The organism is Halomonas sp. NO4 (assembly GCF_010994375.1).
Classification (GTDB): Bacteria; Pseudomonadota; Gammaproteobacteria; order Pseudomonadales; family Halomonadaceae; genus Halomonas.
The window spans coordinates 124344-140623 of sequence record NZ_WHMA01000006.1 but is presented as its reverse complement, the minus strand read 5'-3'; the positions used below and the strand labels follow the sequence as shown (position 1 = coordinate 140623).

At 69.1% G+C, this 16280-nt stretch carries 15 protein-coding genes; 6 read left to right on the top strand and 9 right to left on the bottom strand.

All coding sequences use genetic code 11. From position 1 onward, the window contains the following. Positions 1 to 47 precede the first annotated feature (47 nt). The 3 genes from FEF15_RS07220 to FEF15_RS07210 all read right to left on the bottom strand — a co-directional run bounded on the left by FEF15_RS07220 (position 48) and on the right by FEF15_RS07210 (position 3129). Positions 48 to 1085 (bottom strand): nitronate monooxygenase, encoded by a 1038-nt coding sequence (locus FEF15_RS07220; protein WP_163558482.1) that lies wholly within the window; start codon positions 1083 to 1085, stop codon positions 48 to 50. Positions 1086 to 1179: 94 nt separating this feature from the next. Continuing rightward, on the bottom strand, positions 1180 to 1704 hold the full coding sequence (locus FEF15_RS07215; RefSeq protein ID WP_163558481.1) for a TIGR02281 family clan AA aspartic protease: 525 nt from the start codon (positions 1702 to 1704) through the stop codon (positions 1180 to 1182). Positions 1705 to 1740: 36 nt separating this feature from the next. Next, the gene (locus FEF15_RS07210) at positions 1741 to 3129 is read right to left on the bottom strand and encodes an MFS transporter (RefSeq protein ID WP_163558480.1); all 1389 of its coding nucleotides are present in this window, start codon (positions 3127 to 3129) and stop codon (positions 1741 to 1743) included. Positions 3130 to 3369: 240 nt separating this feature from the next. Here FEF15_RS07210 and FEF15_RS19395 point away from each other — a divergent pair, with 240 nt between their 5' ends. Both FEF15_RS19395 and FEF15_RS07200 read left to right on the top strand, forming a co-directional pair. Next, positions 3370 to 4773, top strand: a complete 1404-nt coding sequence (locus FEF15_RS19395; RefSeq protein ID WP_240454102.1) for a transporter substrate-binding domain-containing protein — start codon at positions 3370 to 3372, stop codon at positions 4771 to 4773. After that, positions 4770 to 6035, top strand: a complete 1266-nt coding sequence (locus FEF15_RS07200) for a GGDEF domain-containing protein (RefSeq protein ID WP_163558479.1) — start codon at positions 4770 to 4772, stop codon at positions 6033 to 6035. Before FEF15_RS19395 ends, FEF15_RS07200 begins: the two co-directional genes overlap by 4 nt. Positions 6036 to 6044: 9 nt before the next feature. On the opposite strand, the gene FEF15_RS07195 is transcribed toward FEF15_RS07200, so the two are convergent. The 5 genes from FEF15_RS07195 to FEF15_RS07175 form a co-directional block, all read right to left on the bottom strand. Continuing rightward, entirely contained in the window at positions 6045 to 8090 is a 2046-nt protein-coding gene (locus FEF15_RS07195) for a CocE/NonD family hydrolase (RefSeq protein WP_163558478.1), read from the bottom strand. Between the two features lie 9 nt (positions 8091 to 8099). Then, positions 8100 to 9404, bottom strand: coding sequence for an ATP-grasp domain-containing protein (locus FEF15_RS07190; protein WP_163558477.1), 1305 nt, complete (start codon positions 9402 to 9404; stop codon positions 8100 to 8102). Positions 9405 to 9479: 75 nt separating this feature from the next. Beyond that, positions 9480 to 10700 (bottom strand): toxic anion resistance protein, encoded by a 1221-nt coding sequence (locus tag FEF15_RS07185; protein ID WP_163558476.1) that lies wholly within the window; start codon positions 10698 to 10700, stop codon positions 9480 to 9482. Between the two features lie 73 nt (positions 10701 to 10773). Then, entirely contained in the window at positions 10774 to 11712 is a 939-nt protein-coding gene (locus FEF15_RS07180) for a cobyrinic acid a,c-diamide synthase (RefSeq protein ID WP_163558475.1), read from the bottom strand. A 70-nt stretch (positions 11713 to 11782) separates the two neighbouring features. Then, on the bottom strand, positions 11783 to 11959 hold the full coding sequence (locus tag FEF15_RS07175; protein WP_163558474.1) for a hypothetical protein: 177 nt from the start codon (positions 11957 to 11959) through the stop codon (positions 11783 to 11785). Between the two features lie 159 nt (positions 11960 to 12118). Here FEF15_RS07175 and FEF15_RS07170 point away from each other — a divergent pair, with 159 nt between their 5' ends. The 4 genes from FEF15_RS07170 (at position 12119) to FEF15_RS07155 (ending at position 14620) form a co-directional block, all read left to right on the top strand. Continuing rightward, positions 12119 to 13114 carry an LLM class flavin-dependent oxidoreductase gene (locus FEF15_RS07170; RefSeq protein ID WP_163558473.1) on the top strand — a complete coding sequence of 332 codons (996 nt, stop codon included), beginning with the start codon at positions 12119 to 12121 and terminating at the stop codon, positions 13112 to 13114. After that, positions 13111 to 13824, top strand: coding sequence for an AzlC family ABC transporter permease (locus FEF15_RS07165; RefSeq protein ID WP_163558472.1), 714 nt, complete (start codon positions 13111 to 13113; stop codon positions 13822 to 13824). Before FEF15_RS07170 ends, FEF15_RS07165 begins: the two co-directional genes overlap by 4 nt. Then, the gene (locus FEF15_RS07160) at positions 13821 to 14129 is read left to right on the top strand and encodes an AzlD domain-containing protein (protein WP_163558471.1); all 309 of its coding nucleotides are present in this window, start codon (positions 13821 to 13823) and stop codon (positions 14127 to 14129) included. Before FEF15_RS07165 ends, FEF15_RS07160 begins: the two co-directional genes overlap by 4 nt. Before the next feature lie 95 nt (positions 14130 to 14224). Continuing rightward, on the top strand, positions 14225 to 14620 hold the full coding sequence (locus FEF15_RS07155) for a hypothetical protein (RefSeq protein WP_163558470.1): 396 nt from the start codon (positions 14225 to 14227) through the stop codon (positions 14618 to 14620). Positions 14621 to 14958: 338 nt separating this feature from the next. Here FEF15_RS07155 and pobA read toward each other — a convergent pair whose 3' ends face one another. Further along, entirely contained in the window at positions 14959 to 16143 is a 1185-nt protein-coding gene (pobA, locus tag FEF15_RS07150) for a 4-hydroxybenzoate 3-monooxygenase (RefSeq protein ID WP_163558469.1), read from the bottom strand. Positions 16144 to 16280: the final 137 nt, after the last annotated feature.

The window sequence follows — 16280 nt, the reverse complement described above, 5'->3', positions numbered from 1 at the left end:
ATATCAGGCGGGGGGCGACGAGGGCATGACCCGCCACCCTCGCAGTCTCACCACCCCCGGGCCAGTTCGCGCACCACCTCGGCGGCGGGCACCTCGCGGCAGGCGCTGGCGTTCTGCCCGGCCCACAGCGGCGAGAAGTCGCTGCTGCCACGCGCCTCGGCGGCGGCACGCAAGGGGGCGATGGCGGCGGTGGCCAGGGGAAAGGCCGGGGTGGCGGGGTTCATCGGGCCGAGCTCGCGCATCAGGCGGGTCACGATGCCGCGGGCCGGGCGACCGCTGTAGAGGTTGGTCAGGGCGGTATGGCGGGCCGCCTCGCTCATCAGGGCACGCCGGTGCAGCGCCGAGGTGGTGGCCTCCGGGCAGCACAGGAAGCCGGTACCCACCTGCACGGCGTCGGCGCCGAGCGCCCGGGCCGCCGCCACCCCGCGGGCATCCGCGATGCCGCCGGCGGCAATCACCGGCACGCCGACCGCTTCGCGCACCTGGGGTAGCAGGGCGAAGGTGCCCAACTGGGTGGAGAGGTCGTGGGAGAGGAACAAGCCGCGGTGGCCGCCCGCCTCCAGCCCTTGGGCGATCACCGCATCGGCGCCGTGGGCCTCGAGCCAGCGCGCCTCCTCCACCGTGGTGGCCGAGGAGACGACCATGGCTCCCCAGGCCTTGATCCGGTCGAGCAGCGCCGGGGCCGGCAGGCCGAAGTGGCAGCTCACCACCTCGGGGCGAAAGGCCTCCAGGATGTCGCACGTCGCGCTATCGAAGGGGCGTCGGCCGGGGCCCGCCGTCACCTCGGCCGTGTCGAGACCCCATTCGGCGTAATAGGGCGCCAGAGCGTCGAGCCAGCGCGCCTGGTGATCGTCAGCCGGCTCGGGCGGGGTGTGGCAGAAGACATTGACGTTGATGGGGCCCGGCGCCTCCTCGCGAATACGGGTGAGCGCCTCGGCCATGGTCTCGGGGCCGAGCATGGCGCAGGGCAGCGCGCCCAGGCCGCCGGCGCGGCTCACGGCGATGGCCAGGTCCGCCCCCTGGGCGCCGGCCATGGGCGCCTGGAAGATGGGCAGGGCGATACCGAGTCGTTCATGCAGGGTCATGGCGCCTCCGAGCCGAAATGGGACCTAGCCGTAATCAGGCAACCTGCCGCTATCCCGCCCTGGCGGCAAGACGACCAAGGGCGCAGAGCATGGCTCAACGATTCTCGGCCGGCTGCAGCACCATGCGCGAGTCGCGAATCTGGATGTCGAAGCGGTTGAGGAAGCTCATGCCCATCAGCGCCACCTCCCCTTCCATGCCGGGACTGATGGAGCCGCGTACGTCGCTGGCGGAGAAGCCGCCCAGGCTCACCTCGTCGAGGGTGGTGAGTTCGCCGCGCACCCGGCCGTTGGCGGTGTTGAACCAGGCCGAGCCCTGCGCCTCCAGCCCCAGCCGATCGGCCATGCTGGCGGGCACCGCCACGTAGGTGGCGCCGGTGTCGAGCAGAAACTCCACCGGTTCGCCATTGATGCGCCCGGTGGCCATGAAGTGGCCGGAGCGGCTGCGCTCCAGGGTGATTGGCCCGTCGCCGCCTTCCACCGCATCGACGAGATGGGCATTGGGGTTGCGCTGCGATTCCAGAAAGTCGTGGAACCACCAAGTACCGACCGCGATAAACAGCAGCCAGAAGAGCAGCATCATGCCCAGCCCGGTACGGTGCACGGTCTTGTCATCCCCCATGGGAGCCTCCCGGCGACAGCCGCCTCTCACGCTCTGTCAGTATGGACCAGATTGTCCGGCCCCCGTTGCCGGAGCGCTGTTGCGCGCCTCCCAGTCACGCGCCGCCTGCTGACCGCGTGCCTGATCGACGAACAGGCAAATCAGAATAGCGACGAGGAAGAGCGCCGCGCAGAGCAGGATCGAGGCCTGCAGCCCCACCAGGGACTGCAGCAGTCCCAGACCGATGATGCCGCCCACGCCGGCGAGCTTGTTGGCCAGGCCCCAGAAGCCGAAGAATTCCGCGGCCTTGCGGGGCGGCGAGAAGAGCCCCACCAGGGCGCGACTGGCCGACTGGCTGGAACCCAGGCTGAGACCCGCCAGGCAGCCCACCACCAGGAAGAGGTGTTGCGCCTCCCAGCCGATTCCCAGCTGCGCATTGAGGAGGGCGGTCAGCTGCGGCGTAGCCCAGATGGCCAGGATGGCCGCCACCCACAGCGTCAGGGTGAGCAGGTAGGTGACCTTGGTGCCGATGCGGTCCTGGAGGAAACCGAACCCCAGGGCGCCGGCGGCGGCGGTGACCTGCACGATGATGAACATGACGTTGCGAATCGACTCGTCCCAGCCGATCACCTGGGCCCCGTAGATGAAGGCGAAGGCGATGATGATGTAGATGCCCGCCATGGAGAAGAGCAGCGAAACCAGGAAGACGGCCAGGTCGCGGAAGCGCTTCAGCTCGTGCAGGGTGGTTGCCACCCGCTCCCAGGCGATCTCGCGATAGGACTTGCCCGTCGGCTGGGGGACGCCGCGTTCCTTCACCCACAGGAAGGTGGGAATCGCCGTGACCAGGAAAAAGGCAGCGGCAAAGGGCCCGACCCAGCGAATGCGTGCGAAGTTCTCGGCAGTGGCCTCGCCCAGGACGAGCAGGGTGAAGCCCGCGGCGAAGAGCCCGCCCACGTAGCCCAGCGACCAGCCGAAGCCGGAGATCTTGCCCAGGTCCTCCGGCGGGCCGAGGTCGGGCAGGAAGGCGGCGATGAACGACTCGCCCATGGAGTAGGCGTAGTTGGAAACGATGATCAGCACGAGCCCCAGCACCACATAGCCCGGCGCCACGAAATAGAGCATGGCGGTGGTGGCCACGGTGGCCAGGTAGCTCGCGAAGAGGAACCGCTTCTTCTCCGCCCGGTAGTCCATCACCGCGCCGCACAGGGGGCCGGTGATCACCACCAGCAGGTAGCTCAGCGCCAGCGCCAGGCTCCACAGAAAGTTGGCCAACCGATAGTTGTCACCGCGGTCGCCGACGATCACCGTGGTGAAGAGCTCGCCGAACACCACGGTGATGATCAAGAGGGTATAGGCCTGGTTGGCGAAGTCGAACATCGCCCAGCCGAGAATCTCACGCCGCGAGGCACGCGATCTCGGCGGGGCAGCGGCGTGGGTCAGGCTCATGGCAACGTCCCTGTGGTCGTGACCTCGGAAGCCTAGCACCTGGGGCGCCCGAGCCACCATCGTCGACGCCATCGCGATGACAGCGTTAGTGCTCGAAGATGACTTTCCTCATGCATTCGGCTAGGTTGCATTCGGGGCAGCGCCGATCCCGGTCACCAGGACTCGACGCGCCCGCCGGTGATTCGCCCTGGACGGCCCGGCCACAACAAGAAATAACAAGAAGACAAGACGAGGGAACTCATGCGCAAAGGGTTACTGGTGGCGGCCTGCCTGCTGCTGCCCCTGTCGGCGACCGCCAATCTCTCGGGCCTGACCTTCATCACCGAGGAATATCCGCCCTACAACTACCAGCGCGACGGGCGCCCGGCCGGCACCGCGGTGGAGCTGCTCGAGCGCCTCTTCACCCTCACCGGGACGCCGCTGACGCGGGACGCCATTCACTTCTACCCTTGGGCGCGCGGCTACGATACGGCACTCAGCGAGCCCGACACCGTGCTCTTCTCGACCACTCGAACCGCCCAGCGCGAGCCGCTCTTCCAGTGGGTCGGGCCCATCGCCACCGACCGGGTCTCGCTGATCGCCCGGCGCGACAGCGGCATTGCCCTCGACGATCTCGACGCCCTGATCGACAGCGACTACCGGGTGGCGGTGATTCGCGAGGACATCGGCGCCCAGCGCCTGCAGGAAGCCGGCGTGCCGGACTCGCGCATCCAGGTGGCGATGTCCAACCACAGCGCTCTGCACATGCTCGAGCGGGGTCGCGTCGACCTCTGGGCCTACGGCCAGGACGTCGCCTTCTGGCTGATGCAAGAGAAGGGGCTGCCGCTGACCGACTTCGAAGCGGTGCTGCCGATCAGCGAATCCGACCTCTACTTCGCCCTGCACCGCGACACCGACCCGGCGTTGGTGGCGACCATGCAGGCCGCCCTGGACCGCCTGCGCGCCGAGGGGGAGCTTGCCGCCACGGCCGGCGACACCCTGATCTTCAACACCGAGGAGTACCCCCCGTTCAACTTCCTCAACGCGGCTGGCGAGATCGACGGCATCGCCACCCGGCTGCTGGAAACCGCCCTCGATGAAACCGGCCTGGCCGCCGACTTCCGCCTGCTGCCTTGGGCGCGCGCCTACACCGAGGCGCGCCTGCGCGATAACCACTGCGTCTATGCCACCACCCGCACGCCGCGCCGCGAGCCCCACTTCACCTGGATCGGCCCCCTGGCCACCAACGACTGGGCCGCCTTCGCCCTGGCGGAAAGCCCGCTCGCGGCCGCGCGCCTCGACGACCTGGCCACCGCACGAATCGGCAGCTTCCGCGAGGATGCCATCGGTCAGTACGTCGAGGCCCGGGGCATTCCCGTGCTGCTGGCCCCCGCCGAGCGCGACAACATCGGGCGACTGGAGGCCGGCGTGATCGACGCCTGGGTCACCGGCGAGCAGACCGCCCGTCAGCTCGCCGCCGAGGCGGGCGTTGAACTCAAGCGCCTCTTCCGCTTCGGCCGGGAGCCCCTCTACCTGGCCTGCCACCCGTCGGTGCCGGAACACGTCGTCGCCCGCCTGCAGGCCGCCCTGGCAGGGTTGGTCGGCAGCGCACGCGGCACACAGCTGCGCCGCGAGGTGCTCGAGCGACTGGAGGCCCTGCCGTGAGCGCCCCGACCGCACCGGTGAGGCGCAGCCGCAGCCTCACCGTCAAGCAGGCGGTACTCACCCTGATCATCGCCGGGCTGTTGAGCCTGGTGGCCGGCAGCGTGGAACTGGCCCGGGACGCACGCCTGATGCGCGAGGAGGTCGAAAGCCAGACTCGCCACCTGCTGACGCTGGTCGACGGCACCGCCGCCGAGGCCGCCTTCCAGCTCAACCCCGACCTGGCCAGCCAGGTGGCCGAAGGGCTGTTCAGCGGGGATCGGGTGGCCCGGGTGACCCTGCGCGACGACTTCGGACGCATCATGGCCAGCCACGAGCGCGACGCCGCCGAGACCGCCAACTGGCTGGTACGGCGCCTGTTCGGCGACATCCTCCACTACCGCCGCTCGCTGGAGTACGACCCTGGCCAGGGCGCCCCGACCACGCCGGTCGGCGAGATCGAGCTGACCCTCGCCTTGGACAGCCTGGGCCGCGACTTCATGAACCGCAGCCTGCTGGTCTTCACGCTGAGCGTGATCAAGGCGCTGGCCATCGCCGCGCTGATGGTGGTGGCGTTCCATGCCTTCATCACCCGCCCGCTGCTGCGCGTGCATGCCGCCATCGTCGACACCGACCCGCGCCGGCCCGGCGAGTGGCCCAAGCCGCGCCTGGGCCGCCACGCCGACGACGAGCTGGGCCATCTGGTGGAGAGCCTCGACCGGCTGCTGCGCGCCTTCCAGCGCGGGCTCGACCAGCGCGACCAGCTGCACCAGATTTCCACCCTGGACGGCCTCACCGGCATCGCCAACCGGCGCCGCTTCGACAGCTTCCTGCCCGACGCCTGGCAGCGCGCCCGGCGCTCGCGCCAGCCGCTGTCGCTGATCTTCATCGACATCGACAACTTCAAGGACTTCAACGACCACTACGGCCACGTGATCGGCGACGACACCCTGCGCGACGTAGCCCGCACCCTCTCCGCCGCGGTGCCCCGCGCCACCGACCTGGTGGCCCGCTACGGCGGCGAGGAGTTCGTCTGCGTGCTCGCCGACACCGACCTCGGCGGCGCCCGGCGCGTCGCCGACCGCCTGCGCGAGGCCATCCACGCCCTGGCCATTCCCCATGCCGGCGCCCCCCGCGCCGATCACGTCACCGCGAGCTTCGGGGTCGCCGCGGCCCACCCTGCCGAGGCGGACGAATTCGGCTTTGAGGCCCTGCTCGAGCGAGCCGACGGCCAGCTCTACCGCGCCAAGCACCAGGGTCGCGACCAGATCGTCTGGGAATCCTGACAGCGAGGGTCAGACGAGATCGCGCGGGATCGTCTCATCCCAGGTTCGGGCGTAGATTCGGGTGTCGCCCTCCCAGGCGTCGAGGGTGGCGCGGATGCGGAAATTGTCGGCGTCGCTGGTCAGCTGCGTCCGCGTCAGGGTATGCACCGCCCAGTCGCCGCGCTGGAAACTGCGCTGCCACTCCGTCCAGCCGCTGACGCTGTCGTAGCTGCCGTAGGCGTAGCGGTAGCGCTCGGTGACCTTGGCGGCAATGGTCAGGTCGATGTCGTCGATGCGGTAGCACCCCTCGTCGTGAATCACTTCCAGCAGCGTCTCGTCGTTGGCCAGGTCGCGGATCACCCGCCAGGTCTCCTGGGTGGGCTGCAGCAGGGTCTTGGCCAGCGGCGGCGCGCCTTCCGGCTCGGCGAAGGGAGCGAGTCGGGCCTCTTCGTCGGGCCGCGGCTCACGCACCGGCAGCACCAGCCGGCTCTCGGACGGCCACAGGGTGAGGCGCACCGGGTGCGGCGCGGGCCAGGCCAGCGGCCAGTAGCTGGTGGAGAGCGACAGGCGCAGGGCATGGCCGGCGGAAAATTGCTGGGCGATGTGCTTGAGCGGGATACGCACCCGGTAGCGGCTTCCCGGCGTCAGCGGCTCGGGGTGCTCGTCGCTGTCGCGGTGGGTCAGGTTGAGCAGCCCGTAGGAGACGCGTGTCGCCTTGTCGTCCTCGGCGATGTCGGACAGGCGCAGCGCCACCATGGCCACCGGCTGGTCGGCGGCCAGGGTGAGCTCCACCACCGGGGAGCCGCAGATTTCCAGCGGCGCCTCGAGGCGCTCGCTCTGGAAGATCAGCGCCCCGCCATCCTCGTCGCGCTGGTCGTGGGGCAGGTCCGGCGGGGCATTGTAGGAGCACCACTTGCCGGCATAGAGCCCCACCGAGAGCGGCGAACGAATATCCAGGGTTGCATCGCCGTCGCCCACCTCGGTTTCGGCATCGCCCGCAGCCTCCGGCAGCAGGTCGTGGCCGGCGGTGAGGCGAAAGGCACGGCTCTCGATATTCGACGAGGGCCACTCGGGTTCGGCCACCCAGCGTCCCGGTCGCTCCGCATAGCGGGCCGAGGGCGGCACCGACTCCTGCATCCACAGCCGCAGCATGGGTTCGTCCATGATTCCGGTATCGCTGCCCTTGAGCCACTGGTCCCACCAGCGCAGCGACTCCTGCAGGAAGCCGATGGCCGGCCCCGGCTCGCCCAGGTGGGGATACTTGTGGGCCCAGGGGCCGACCAGCCCTTTGCGCGGCACCTCGAGCCCCGCCAGCAGGCGGAACACCGCATTGCAGTAGCCGTCGGCCCAGCCGCTGATGGCATAGACCGGGCACTGGATGCGCGAGTAGTCCTCGCACACCGAACCGTGCTGCCAGTAGGCGTCGCGGCGCTGGTGAGCCAGCCACTGAGCCAGCCACAGGCCGCTGCCATCGAGGCGCTCCAGCCACATCTCGCGCCAGCGCTCTCCCACCAGCTCGGGATCGGGCGGGCAGGCGTTGCCGTCGAACATGGTCGAGGCCCAGGAGAGATTGTCGGCCAGCAGGCAGCCGCCCATGTGGTGGATGTCGTCGGCGTAGCGGTCGTCGGTGAAGCACAGGGCGATCACCGCCTTGAGCTGGGGCGGACGCAGCGCGGCGATCTGCAGCCCGTTGAAGCCGCCCCAGGAGATGCCCACCATGCCGACGTCGCCGGTGCACCAGGGCTGGGCCTCCAGCCAGGCGAGGACCGCCAGGCCATCTTCGAGCTCGCTGGGCAGGTATTCGTCGGTGAGCACGCCGTCGGACTCGCCGGTACCGCGGATATCGACGCGCACCCCGGCATAGCCGTGCCCCGCCCAGTAGGGGTGCATCTGAACGTCACGCTCGGCGGTGAGATCCCGCTTGCGGTAAGGCAGGTACTCGAGGATCGCCGGCACCGGATGGCGTTCGGCATCCACTGGCCGCCAGATGCGTGCCGCCAGGCGGGTGCCGTCGGGCAGGGGAATCCAGGTCTCCTCCTCCATGATCCGGCGCGGGAAGTCGGTGACGATGCGCATGGCGTCTCCTCAGCCGTCGATGTCGGTGAACTCGAACGCCAGCCGCGCGGCCAGGCTCTCGTAGCGGGCGTGCAGCTGTTCCACGTCCTCGGCACCCAACCACACATAGGCCAGTGCATAGCTGTAGCTGTCCTGTTCGGGCAGTTCGGAGAGCCGCTGCCCCTCGCCCACCTGCACGGCGATCAGGCTGCCGGGGAAGTCGGCCTCCAGCGCGGCAAGCTCCTCGGCGGTGGGCACCCGGCTCACCACCGCATCCCGGAAGAAGACACGATGGAAGAACTTGGCCGCCAAGGGGAAGGCTCCCTGGCGATGCGGCATGTCGGGCCGCCGGCCCAGCGCCAGGTCGACGGTCACCTGCTGGTGGCTCACGCCATCCACCTTCTCGAAGAGGTCGCAGTGCGACTGGGAGATGCGCGTGTTGATCTCCAGCAGCCAGACGTGGTCCTGCACCTCATCCCAGAAGAACTCGACGTTGAAGGCGGCGTTGTCGTAGCCGATGTGCCTCATGACGCGCTCGGTGAGTTCGCGCATCTTGGCCTGCACCGGCTCGGGCAAGCCCGACGGATAGCGGTAGTGAAAGAAGCTCAGCACCTGGGGATAGCGCAGCGAATCGACGATGCCGTAGCTGACCACCTCGCCGTCAAAGACATAGCCCTCGACCGTGCACTGCCAGCCACCGATGATCGCCTCGGCCATGCAGAAATGGCCATCCACCTCGGCGACTTCGGGCGGCAGCCGGGCGTGCTCGAGCACCGTGTTGAAGGGGTCGGCGATCAGGCCGATCTCGGCTCGCAGCTGCTCGATGGCCCGATAAAAGGTTTCCGGACTGTCGATGAGAAAGCCCAGCCGCGACCCCGACGACTTGATCGGCTTGACGAAGAAGGGGAAGTAGAGCCCGGCCTCGCTGATGTGGGTCAGCGCCTCGTCATCGAAGGGGTCGAAGGCGGTGAAGGCAGGGATGTGCTCCGCGATCACCTCGCGCTGCACGCGTCGGCTCCAGTACTTGTGCTCGCACTTGAGCAGGCTCTCCAGGCTTGTCGTGCGAGCGCCGAAACGCTCGCAGAGGATCGGCAGCATGGTGGAAACGGGAAAGTCCATGTAGCCGACGATGGCGTCGATGTGATCATCGAAGGCCTCGAGCACCCGGCTGGCCTCGGAGAGCATCGCAGCGATGTCGAACTGCTCGGTGTCATAGACCTGCTCCGGTGCGATCACGCCGTGGATACGGTAGTGATCGGCACCGCGCAGCCGTGTCAGCCGCTCGCGATTGAAGTCATCCAGCCCTACCACGAAAACATTCTTGTACTCGCCCATGACCGCCACCCTTTCGCTTCGCGCGATGTGCCACGCCCTTACCGCAGCATAGTCCAGCGCGGGCGAGACACGGGATCAGGGGGAGCGGCGCGGTGCCCGACCGTCGTCGGTGACCGTGTCGGCGCGCTCCTCGTTGCCGCGCTGCAGACGCTCGATGGCCCCGGCTCCCTCGCGGGCCAGGCCCGCCAGGCGGTCAATCTGGGCATCCAGCTTGGGTAGCGCCTCCTGGCGGTAGCGGGAGAGATCGTCGATGGCCCCCATGACGTCGCCAAAGGCCTGCTCGAGCGCCTGCATGTCGAGCTGCGCCGAGGCGGCGCGGGTCTGGATCTCCACTCCCTGCTGGCGCAGCGAACGGGCAGTGCCGGCAATCAGCTCCGAGGTGGTGGTGTTGAGCGATTCGACGCGGTCGAGCACCAGGCGCTGGTTGGCCAGCGCCAAGGCCACGGCGACCGCCACGGTGAGCGCCGAGACGGTGACATGGATGGCGCGGTCAACGCCGCGCATCAGCTCGCGGTTGTTGCGGATGATCACTTCCAGGGCCAGCACGCCCTGTTGGCTCACCGCCTGCTGCTGCTGCAGGTCGAGGATGCGCTGGCGCAACGGAAAGAGCAGCTCCTCCTCGAGGAAGGTGCGCTGCGGGTCCTCCGTGTCGCGCCGCTTGATGGCCGCAGCCAGACGCCGGTCGATCAGCCGCCCCAGCGCCACCTGGCGCTCGAGCTGGTCGAGGATCTCGCGCAGCGCCTGCTGGTCGTCGCCCAGGGTGAGGTTATCGCGATGCAACATGTCGCGCCCCGACTCCAGGTCGGCGATGATCGCATCCAGCGCCTGTTGGGCGTTCTCGAACTTGCGGAAGTAGCGCTGCAGGCGGCTGCCGGCGCCGGGCAGCCGGGACAGGATGCGGTCGAGGCGCCCCTGGTCGAGGCGCTGATGGCGCGGGTCGAGGGACTGCATGCGCCCGCGAAGGTCGACCAGCGCCTGGGCCACCGGCCCGCCGTCGTCGCCCTGGTGGGCCAGCTTGCGCAACGGAGTCTGCAGCATGGCGCTGTGGTGGGCGGCTTGCTGCTGCAGTTCGAGCCCCATCTCGTCCACCGCCCGGCGCTGGCGGGCCAGGGTCTCGGCATCCATGCCCTCCCCCAGCACCTCCTCGACGAAAGCGTCGGCGCGCGCGGCAAGCTCCGGGTCCTCGTCCTCCTGGGCCTCGGCCGCGGCGTCCGTCGAGCGCCGCTCCAGCTCGCTCTCGATCTCTTCCACCGCCGGCAGGGAGAGGGGCGAGCCCTGGTCGGATGGCTGTTTCATGGGTGGCGTTCTCCACGTCTCGACAGGTTGACCCGTTCTTGTCTCAAGAACCGTTACCTCAAGGACAAGGCAATCACTGGCTGGTTCGCCCGTAGCGCTCCGCCCGGCCAATGAAGCGGCGCAGCTCCTCCAGGGCGCGGTCGGTGGCCACCGAGGCCTGGGGCCGCCCCGTCTCGATGCGCGCCAAGGCCACGCTGGCATCGTCGAGCAGGGTCAGCGCCGATTCGTTGCGCGCCGCCAGATGGCGCAGGCGGCTCTCGGTGCCATCGATCAGCTCCAGGCGCCGTTTGAGGGCAATGCGTTCCTCGACGGTGAGCGATTCGCGCTCCAGGCGACGGCGCACGAAGTCGGCGTCAAGCCCCACCACCCCGCGCGCCTGGGAGGCCATGGCGGTGAAGTTGTCGACCACCCCCAGACACACCTCGCTGACCAGCTGCTGAGCGCGCTGGTAGGCAAGCTCCTCGGGAGAAAAGCGCGCCGCCAGGACGTCCAGTACCTGGGCATAGCGGCTGTAGACGCGGTCGGCCTGGATCGCCAGGTCGGGGCGGCGCACGTCGAGCAGTCCCTGCTTGGCGCGGCACAGCGCCAGCACCACCTCGTCGGCGCTGGCCGGCGGCTGGGCCGGGTCGAGCACCGCCACGCCGCGTTCGCGTGCCTCGCGCTCCCCCTCGGCACGGCGCCGCTCGGCCTCGGCGGCAAGCCGCGCCTCGAGCCGCCGCCGGTGGCGACGCTCCCGCCAGCGCCGCCAGGCGCGCTCCAGGGGCACCTCCACGGCGATGGCGGTGAGCCCCGCCAGCCAGCCGCCCAGGCTCGGGCCGAAGCCGCCCCACAGCGAGGTCAGCCAGAGAAGAAAGCTCAGGAAGGGTGCGAAGAGCGCATAGCGGAAGATCACCTGCAGCCGGCTGGGGGCCTCGGTGGGCAGCACCAGGCGCGGGTTGACCAGCCCCGCCAGGCACCAGGGCAGGCAGGTGAGAAAGAGTCCGTAGGCAAATCCCTGCAGGAATCCCAGCATGGGCCTCGTTTCCAGCAACCAGGGGCGATGGCCTGAGTGTACGGGTGGCCGGCGTTGGGCGCACGCCCCATTACAACAGCCACGTCAACACCAGCGCCGTGCCACTGACCAGCAACGCGGTGATGACGGCGACGTCGACCACGCGGTCGAGCCAGCGGTCGACGGTGCCGGGAGCCAGGCGGCGCGGCGGGCGACGGCGGGATGCGCCGCGGCGCGGGGCACTGCGGCGGGAACCGAGAAGCGACATGGCCGACAACCCCCTTAGCCCTTGGCTTGTTGCCCTTTGCTTGAGCTTACGGTCTGGCTGGGTTGCTTGCCACTGCCGCCACAAGGGGATTGCATTGACGCGGTGGGGCCCCGATGATGCGGAAGAAACGCAGCAGGCTAATCAATCACCGGACGCCCTATGCCCCGACTCGCCGACACCCCGCTTTCCGTGCTCGACCTCGCCCCGATTCGCCAGGGCGGCACGGCCGCCGACAGCTTTCGCGAGAGCGTTGCCCTGGCCAGGCTCGCCGAACGGCTGGGCTTCAGCCGTTACTGGCTGGCCGAGCACCACGGCATCGATGGCATTGCCAGCGCCGCCACGGCGGTGCTCATCGGCCACGTGGCCGGTGCCACCTCGACAATCCGCGTGGGCAGCGGCGGCATCATGCTGCCCAACCACCCGCCGCTGGTGGTCGCCGAACAGTTTGGCACCCTGGAGACGCTCTACCCAGGGCGCATCGACCTGGGGCTCGGCCGGGCGCCGGGTTCCGATGCCGCCACCATGGCGGCCCTGCGTCGCGACCCTTACGCCGGCGTGGAGGATTTTCCGCAACGCCTGGCCGAACTGCAGGGCTTTCTCGAGGAAGCCGAGCCCGGCCAGCGGGTGCGCGCCATTCCCGGCCAGGGCACGCGAGTGCCGCTGTGGCTGCTGGGGTCCAGCGGCTACAGCGCCCAGCTCGCCGCCCGCGAGGGGCTGCCCTTCGCCTTCGCCGCCCAGTTCGCCCCGGGCTACCTGCACCAGGCGCTCAGGCTCTACCGCGACCAGTTCCGCCCCTCGGCGGTGCTGGAGCGTCCCTACGCCCTGGTCGGGTTGCCGGTGATCGCCGCCGAGAGCGACGCACGCGCCGAGTTTCTCGCTACCACCGCCCGGCGGAAGTTTCTCAACTTGATTCGCGGCGCCCCCACCCGCTCGCTGCCGCCGGTGGAGACGCTCGACTGGACGCCGAGGGAGCGCGCCCAGGTCGAGCAGTTTCTCGGCGCGGCGGTGATCGGCGGGCCGGAGAGCGTCCGCGACGGTCTCGAAGCCTTCCTCGAACGTACCGGCGCCGACGAGCTGATGCTCGCCACCGACGTGTTTGCCGCCGAGAACCGCCTGGCGAGCTACGAGATCGTCGCCGAGGCGTGGCGATCATGAGCCGCGCCTCCGACGTCCGGCTCGACCTGGCCGGGACTGTTACCGGTCTACGCCGCATGGCGCCGTTGTGCCTGTTCGTCGTGATCTTCGGGCTGGCGTTCGGCGTGGCCGCGCTGTCCCACGGGCTCTCCGGACTGGAAGCCGTGCTGATGAGCGCCCTGGTGTTCGCCGGGGCCTCCCAGTTCGCGGCCCTGGAGCTGTGGGGCGCCGAGATCCCCCTGCTGCCGCTGATCGCCATCACCTTCGCCATCAACGCCCGGCACCTGCTGATGGGGGCCGCCATCCAGCCCTGGCTGTCCCACCTGCCGGCGGGTCAGCGCTACGCCAGCGTGGTGCTGATGAGCGACTCCAACTGGGCCATGGCCGCCGCCGACTACCACAGCGGCAAGACCAACGTCGGCATGCTGGTGGGCGGCGGCATCGCCCTGTGGGCGGCCTGGGTCGCCGGCACCCTGCTCGGCGTGGTGTTCGGCAGCGGCATCACCCAGCCGGAGCGCTTCGGGCTGGACGTGATCATGGGCTGCTTTCTGCTCGCCATGCTGGTGGGGGGACGTCGCGACCTCACCATCCTGCTGCCGTGGACGGCGGCGGCGCTGGCCGCGCTGGCCGCCATGACCTGGCTGCCGCCTCACTCCCACGTGATCGTCGGCGCCCTGGCCGGCGGGTTGGCGGGGCTGTTGCTGCCCGGCCCCAGGGAGCCGGCCTCATGACGCTGCCCGCCAGCCTCGCCGGTACGCTGCTTGCCATCGTCATCATGGCGCTGGTCACCTACCTGACCCGCTCGGGTGGGGTGTTCGTGATGTCGCGCGTGCCTATCGGCCCCCGCGTCGAGCGCTTCATCAATGCCATGGCCGGCTCGGTGCTGGTGGCGGTGATCACCCCCATGGCCGTGCACGGCGACTGGGGCGCGCGCCTGGCGCTCGTGGCCACGCTCGGGATGATGCTCGCTACCCGCAAGGCCCTGGTCGCGATCGCCGCCGGCATCCTCGCCGCGGCGCTGTGGCGGCTGTGGTAGCGGCCGACAGAGCCCGGAACGATTCCGCCACCCGGGCCTCCAAGGAGCAGCCATTTCGCGACGCCCGGCGTCGCCCCCTTCATTCGGAGAGCGTCATGCCCGATCCCCACGACCCCCGCCGCAACCCGGCCTGGCAAGCCGCCCGAGAGTGGCAGCAGCGGGCCCGCCAGTCCCAGAGCAGCGGCCTGCTCGGTAGCCTGAAGATGCTGCTCGCCTGGCTGCTGTTCGGCGCCCTGATGATCGTCGCCCTGGTGCTCGGCCTGGTCTTTATGCTGCTCGGCTGGGCCCTGATGCCGCTGTTGCGCCACCGGCTCAAGAAGCGCATGGAGCAGATGCGCGCCGACCAGGCGCAGGACGTGGGCGGCGGCTTCCACTACCGCGAGACCCACTATCGGGAAAGTCGCTCCGCACAGGGAACCCAGCGCGAGCAGCAGGTGCTGGAAGGCAACTACGAAGTGAAAGACGAGGACGAGGACAAGCCCCGTTCCTGAGCGACAGCGCCTTAACCACGATCACTCAATCAGCCCACCTCACGCACTGGCTGGGGCCATCGGCAATCACCCGGCCGCTGGCGTCGACGACTCACGGGTCCAGATAGACGGTATCGGAGTCCAGAATGGTCGGGCCTGGGCTCGGGCGCAGGCCAGACGGGCTCGCGGGCGCGAAAGGAAAAAAGCCCGCCAGGGGGCGGGCTACAAGAAGTGTCATGCAGGGGATCGACTCGCGACGACACGAGATCGAAGGTCCAGCGGGAACCGGACAACACCACGTTACACCGGTGGACCTCCCACGGACCAATAGGCCTTTTCGATCCGGCCCATAGGGAGGCTCACTCCAGCGGCTCGTAAGGCAGGCCCACGTAGTTCTCGGCGATGGTGGTCAACCCTGCGGTGGAACTCGTCAGGTAGTCCAGCTCGGCCTGCTGCATGCGGGTGCCGAAGTCTTCCTCCTCGGAGAACTTGTGCAGCAGCGAGGTCATCCACCAGGAGAAGCGCTCGGCCTTCCAGATGCGCTTCAGGGCCACCTCGGAGTAGCGCGGTATCAGGTCGGTGCGCCCCTCCTGGTAGACCGCCACCAGCACCCGGTAGAGGGCGTCGACGTCACTGGCCGCCAGGTTGAGGCCCTTGGCCCCGGTGGGCGGCACGATGTGGGCGGCGTCGCCGACCAGGAAGAGACGGCCGTACTGCATGGGCTCGACGACGAAGCTTCTCAGCGGGGCGATGCTCTTCTCGATGGAAGGCCCGGTGACCAGCCTGTCGGCCACGTCGTCCGGCACCCGGCGCTTGAGCTCCTCCCAGAAGCGCGCGTCGGACCAGTCTTCCACCGTCTCGTCGAGCCCCACCTGCAGGTAGTAGCGGCTGCGCGTCGCCGAACGCATGCTGCACAGCGCAAAGCCGCGGTCGTGGCGCGCGTATATCAGCTCGTCGGCCACCGGCGGCGTGTCGGCTAGCAGACCCAGCCAGCCGAAAGGGTAGACCCGCTCGAACTCCTTGATGCGACCCTCGGGAATCGACTGGCGCGAGACACCGTGGAAGCCGTCGCAACCGGCCACGTAGTCGCAGTCGAGGCGGTGGGTCTCACCGTTCTTCTCGAAGGTGACGTAGGGGGTGTCGGTGTCGAGGTCGTGAGGCTGGACGTTCTCGGCCTCGTAGATCGTGGTGGCGGCGCTGGCCTCACGGGCTGCCATCAGGTCGCGAGTCACCTCGGTCTGACCGTAGACCATCACCGTCTTGCCCCCGGTCAGCCCGGCGAGGTCGACCCGCACCCGGCGATTGGCAAACGCCAGCTCGACGCCGTCATGCACCATGCCCTCGGCATCCATGCGCTCGGCGACCCCGGCTTCGCGCAGCAGGTCGACCATGCCCTGCTCCAGCACCCCGGCGCGGATGCGGCTGAGCACGTACTCGCCGCTGCGCCGCTCGAGGATCACGTTGTCGATGCCCTGACGCGCGAGCAGCTGACCCAGCAGCAGGCCCGAGGGGCCGGCACCGATGATAGCAACCTGTGTCTTCATGAGGGGACTCCGTTGTTCTGTTTACCGCGGGTTGTATGAATTGTATTTTTCAATGAAACCACCGCCCAAATAAGGCATGATCGCCATGACGTCTTGGATATTTTCAACATAGCGTATCGACTTTCGTCGAGGACGAC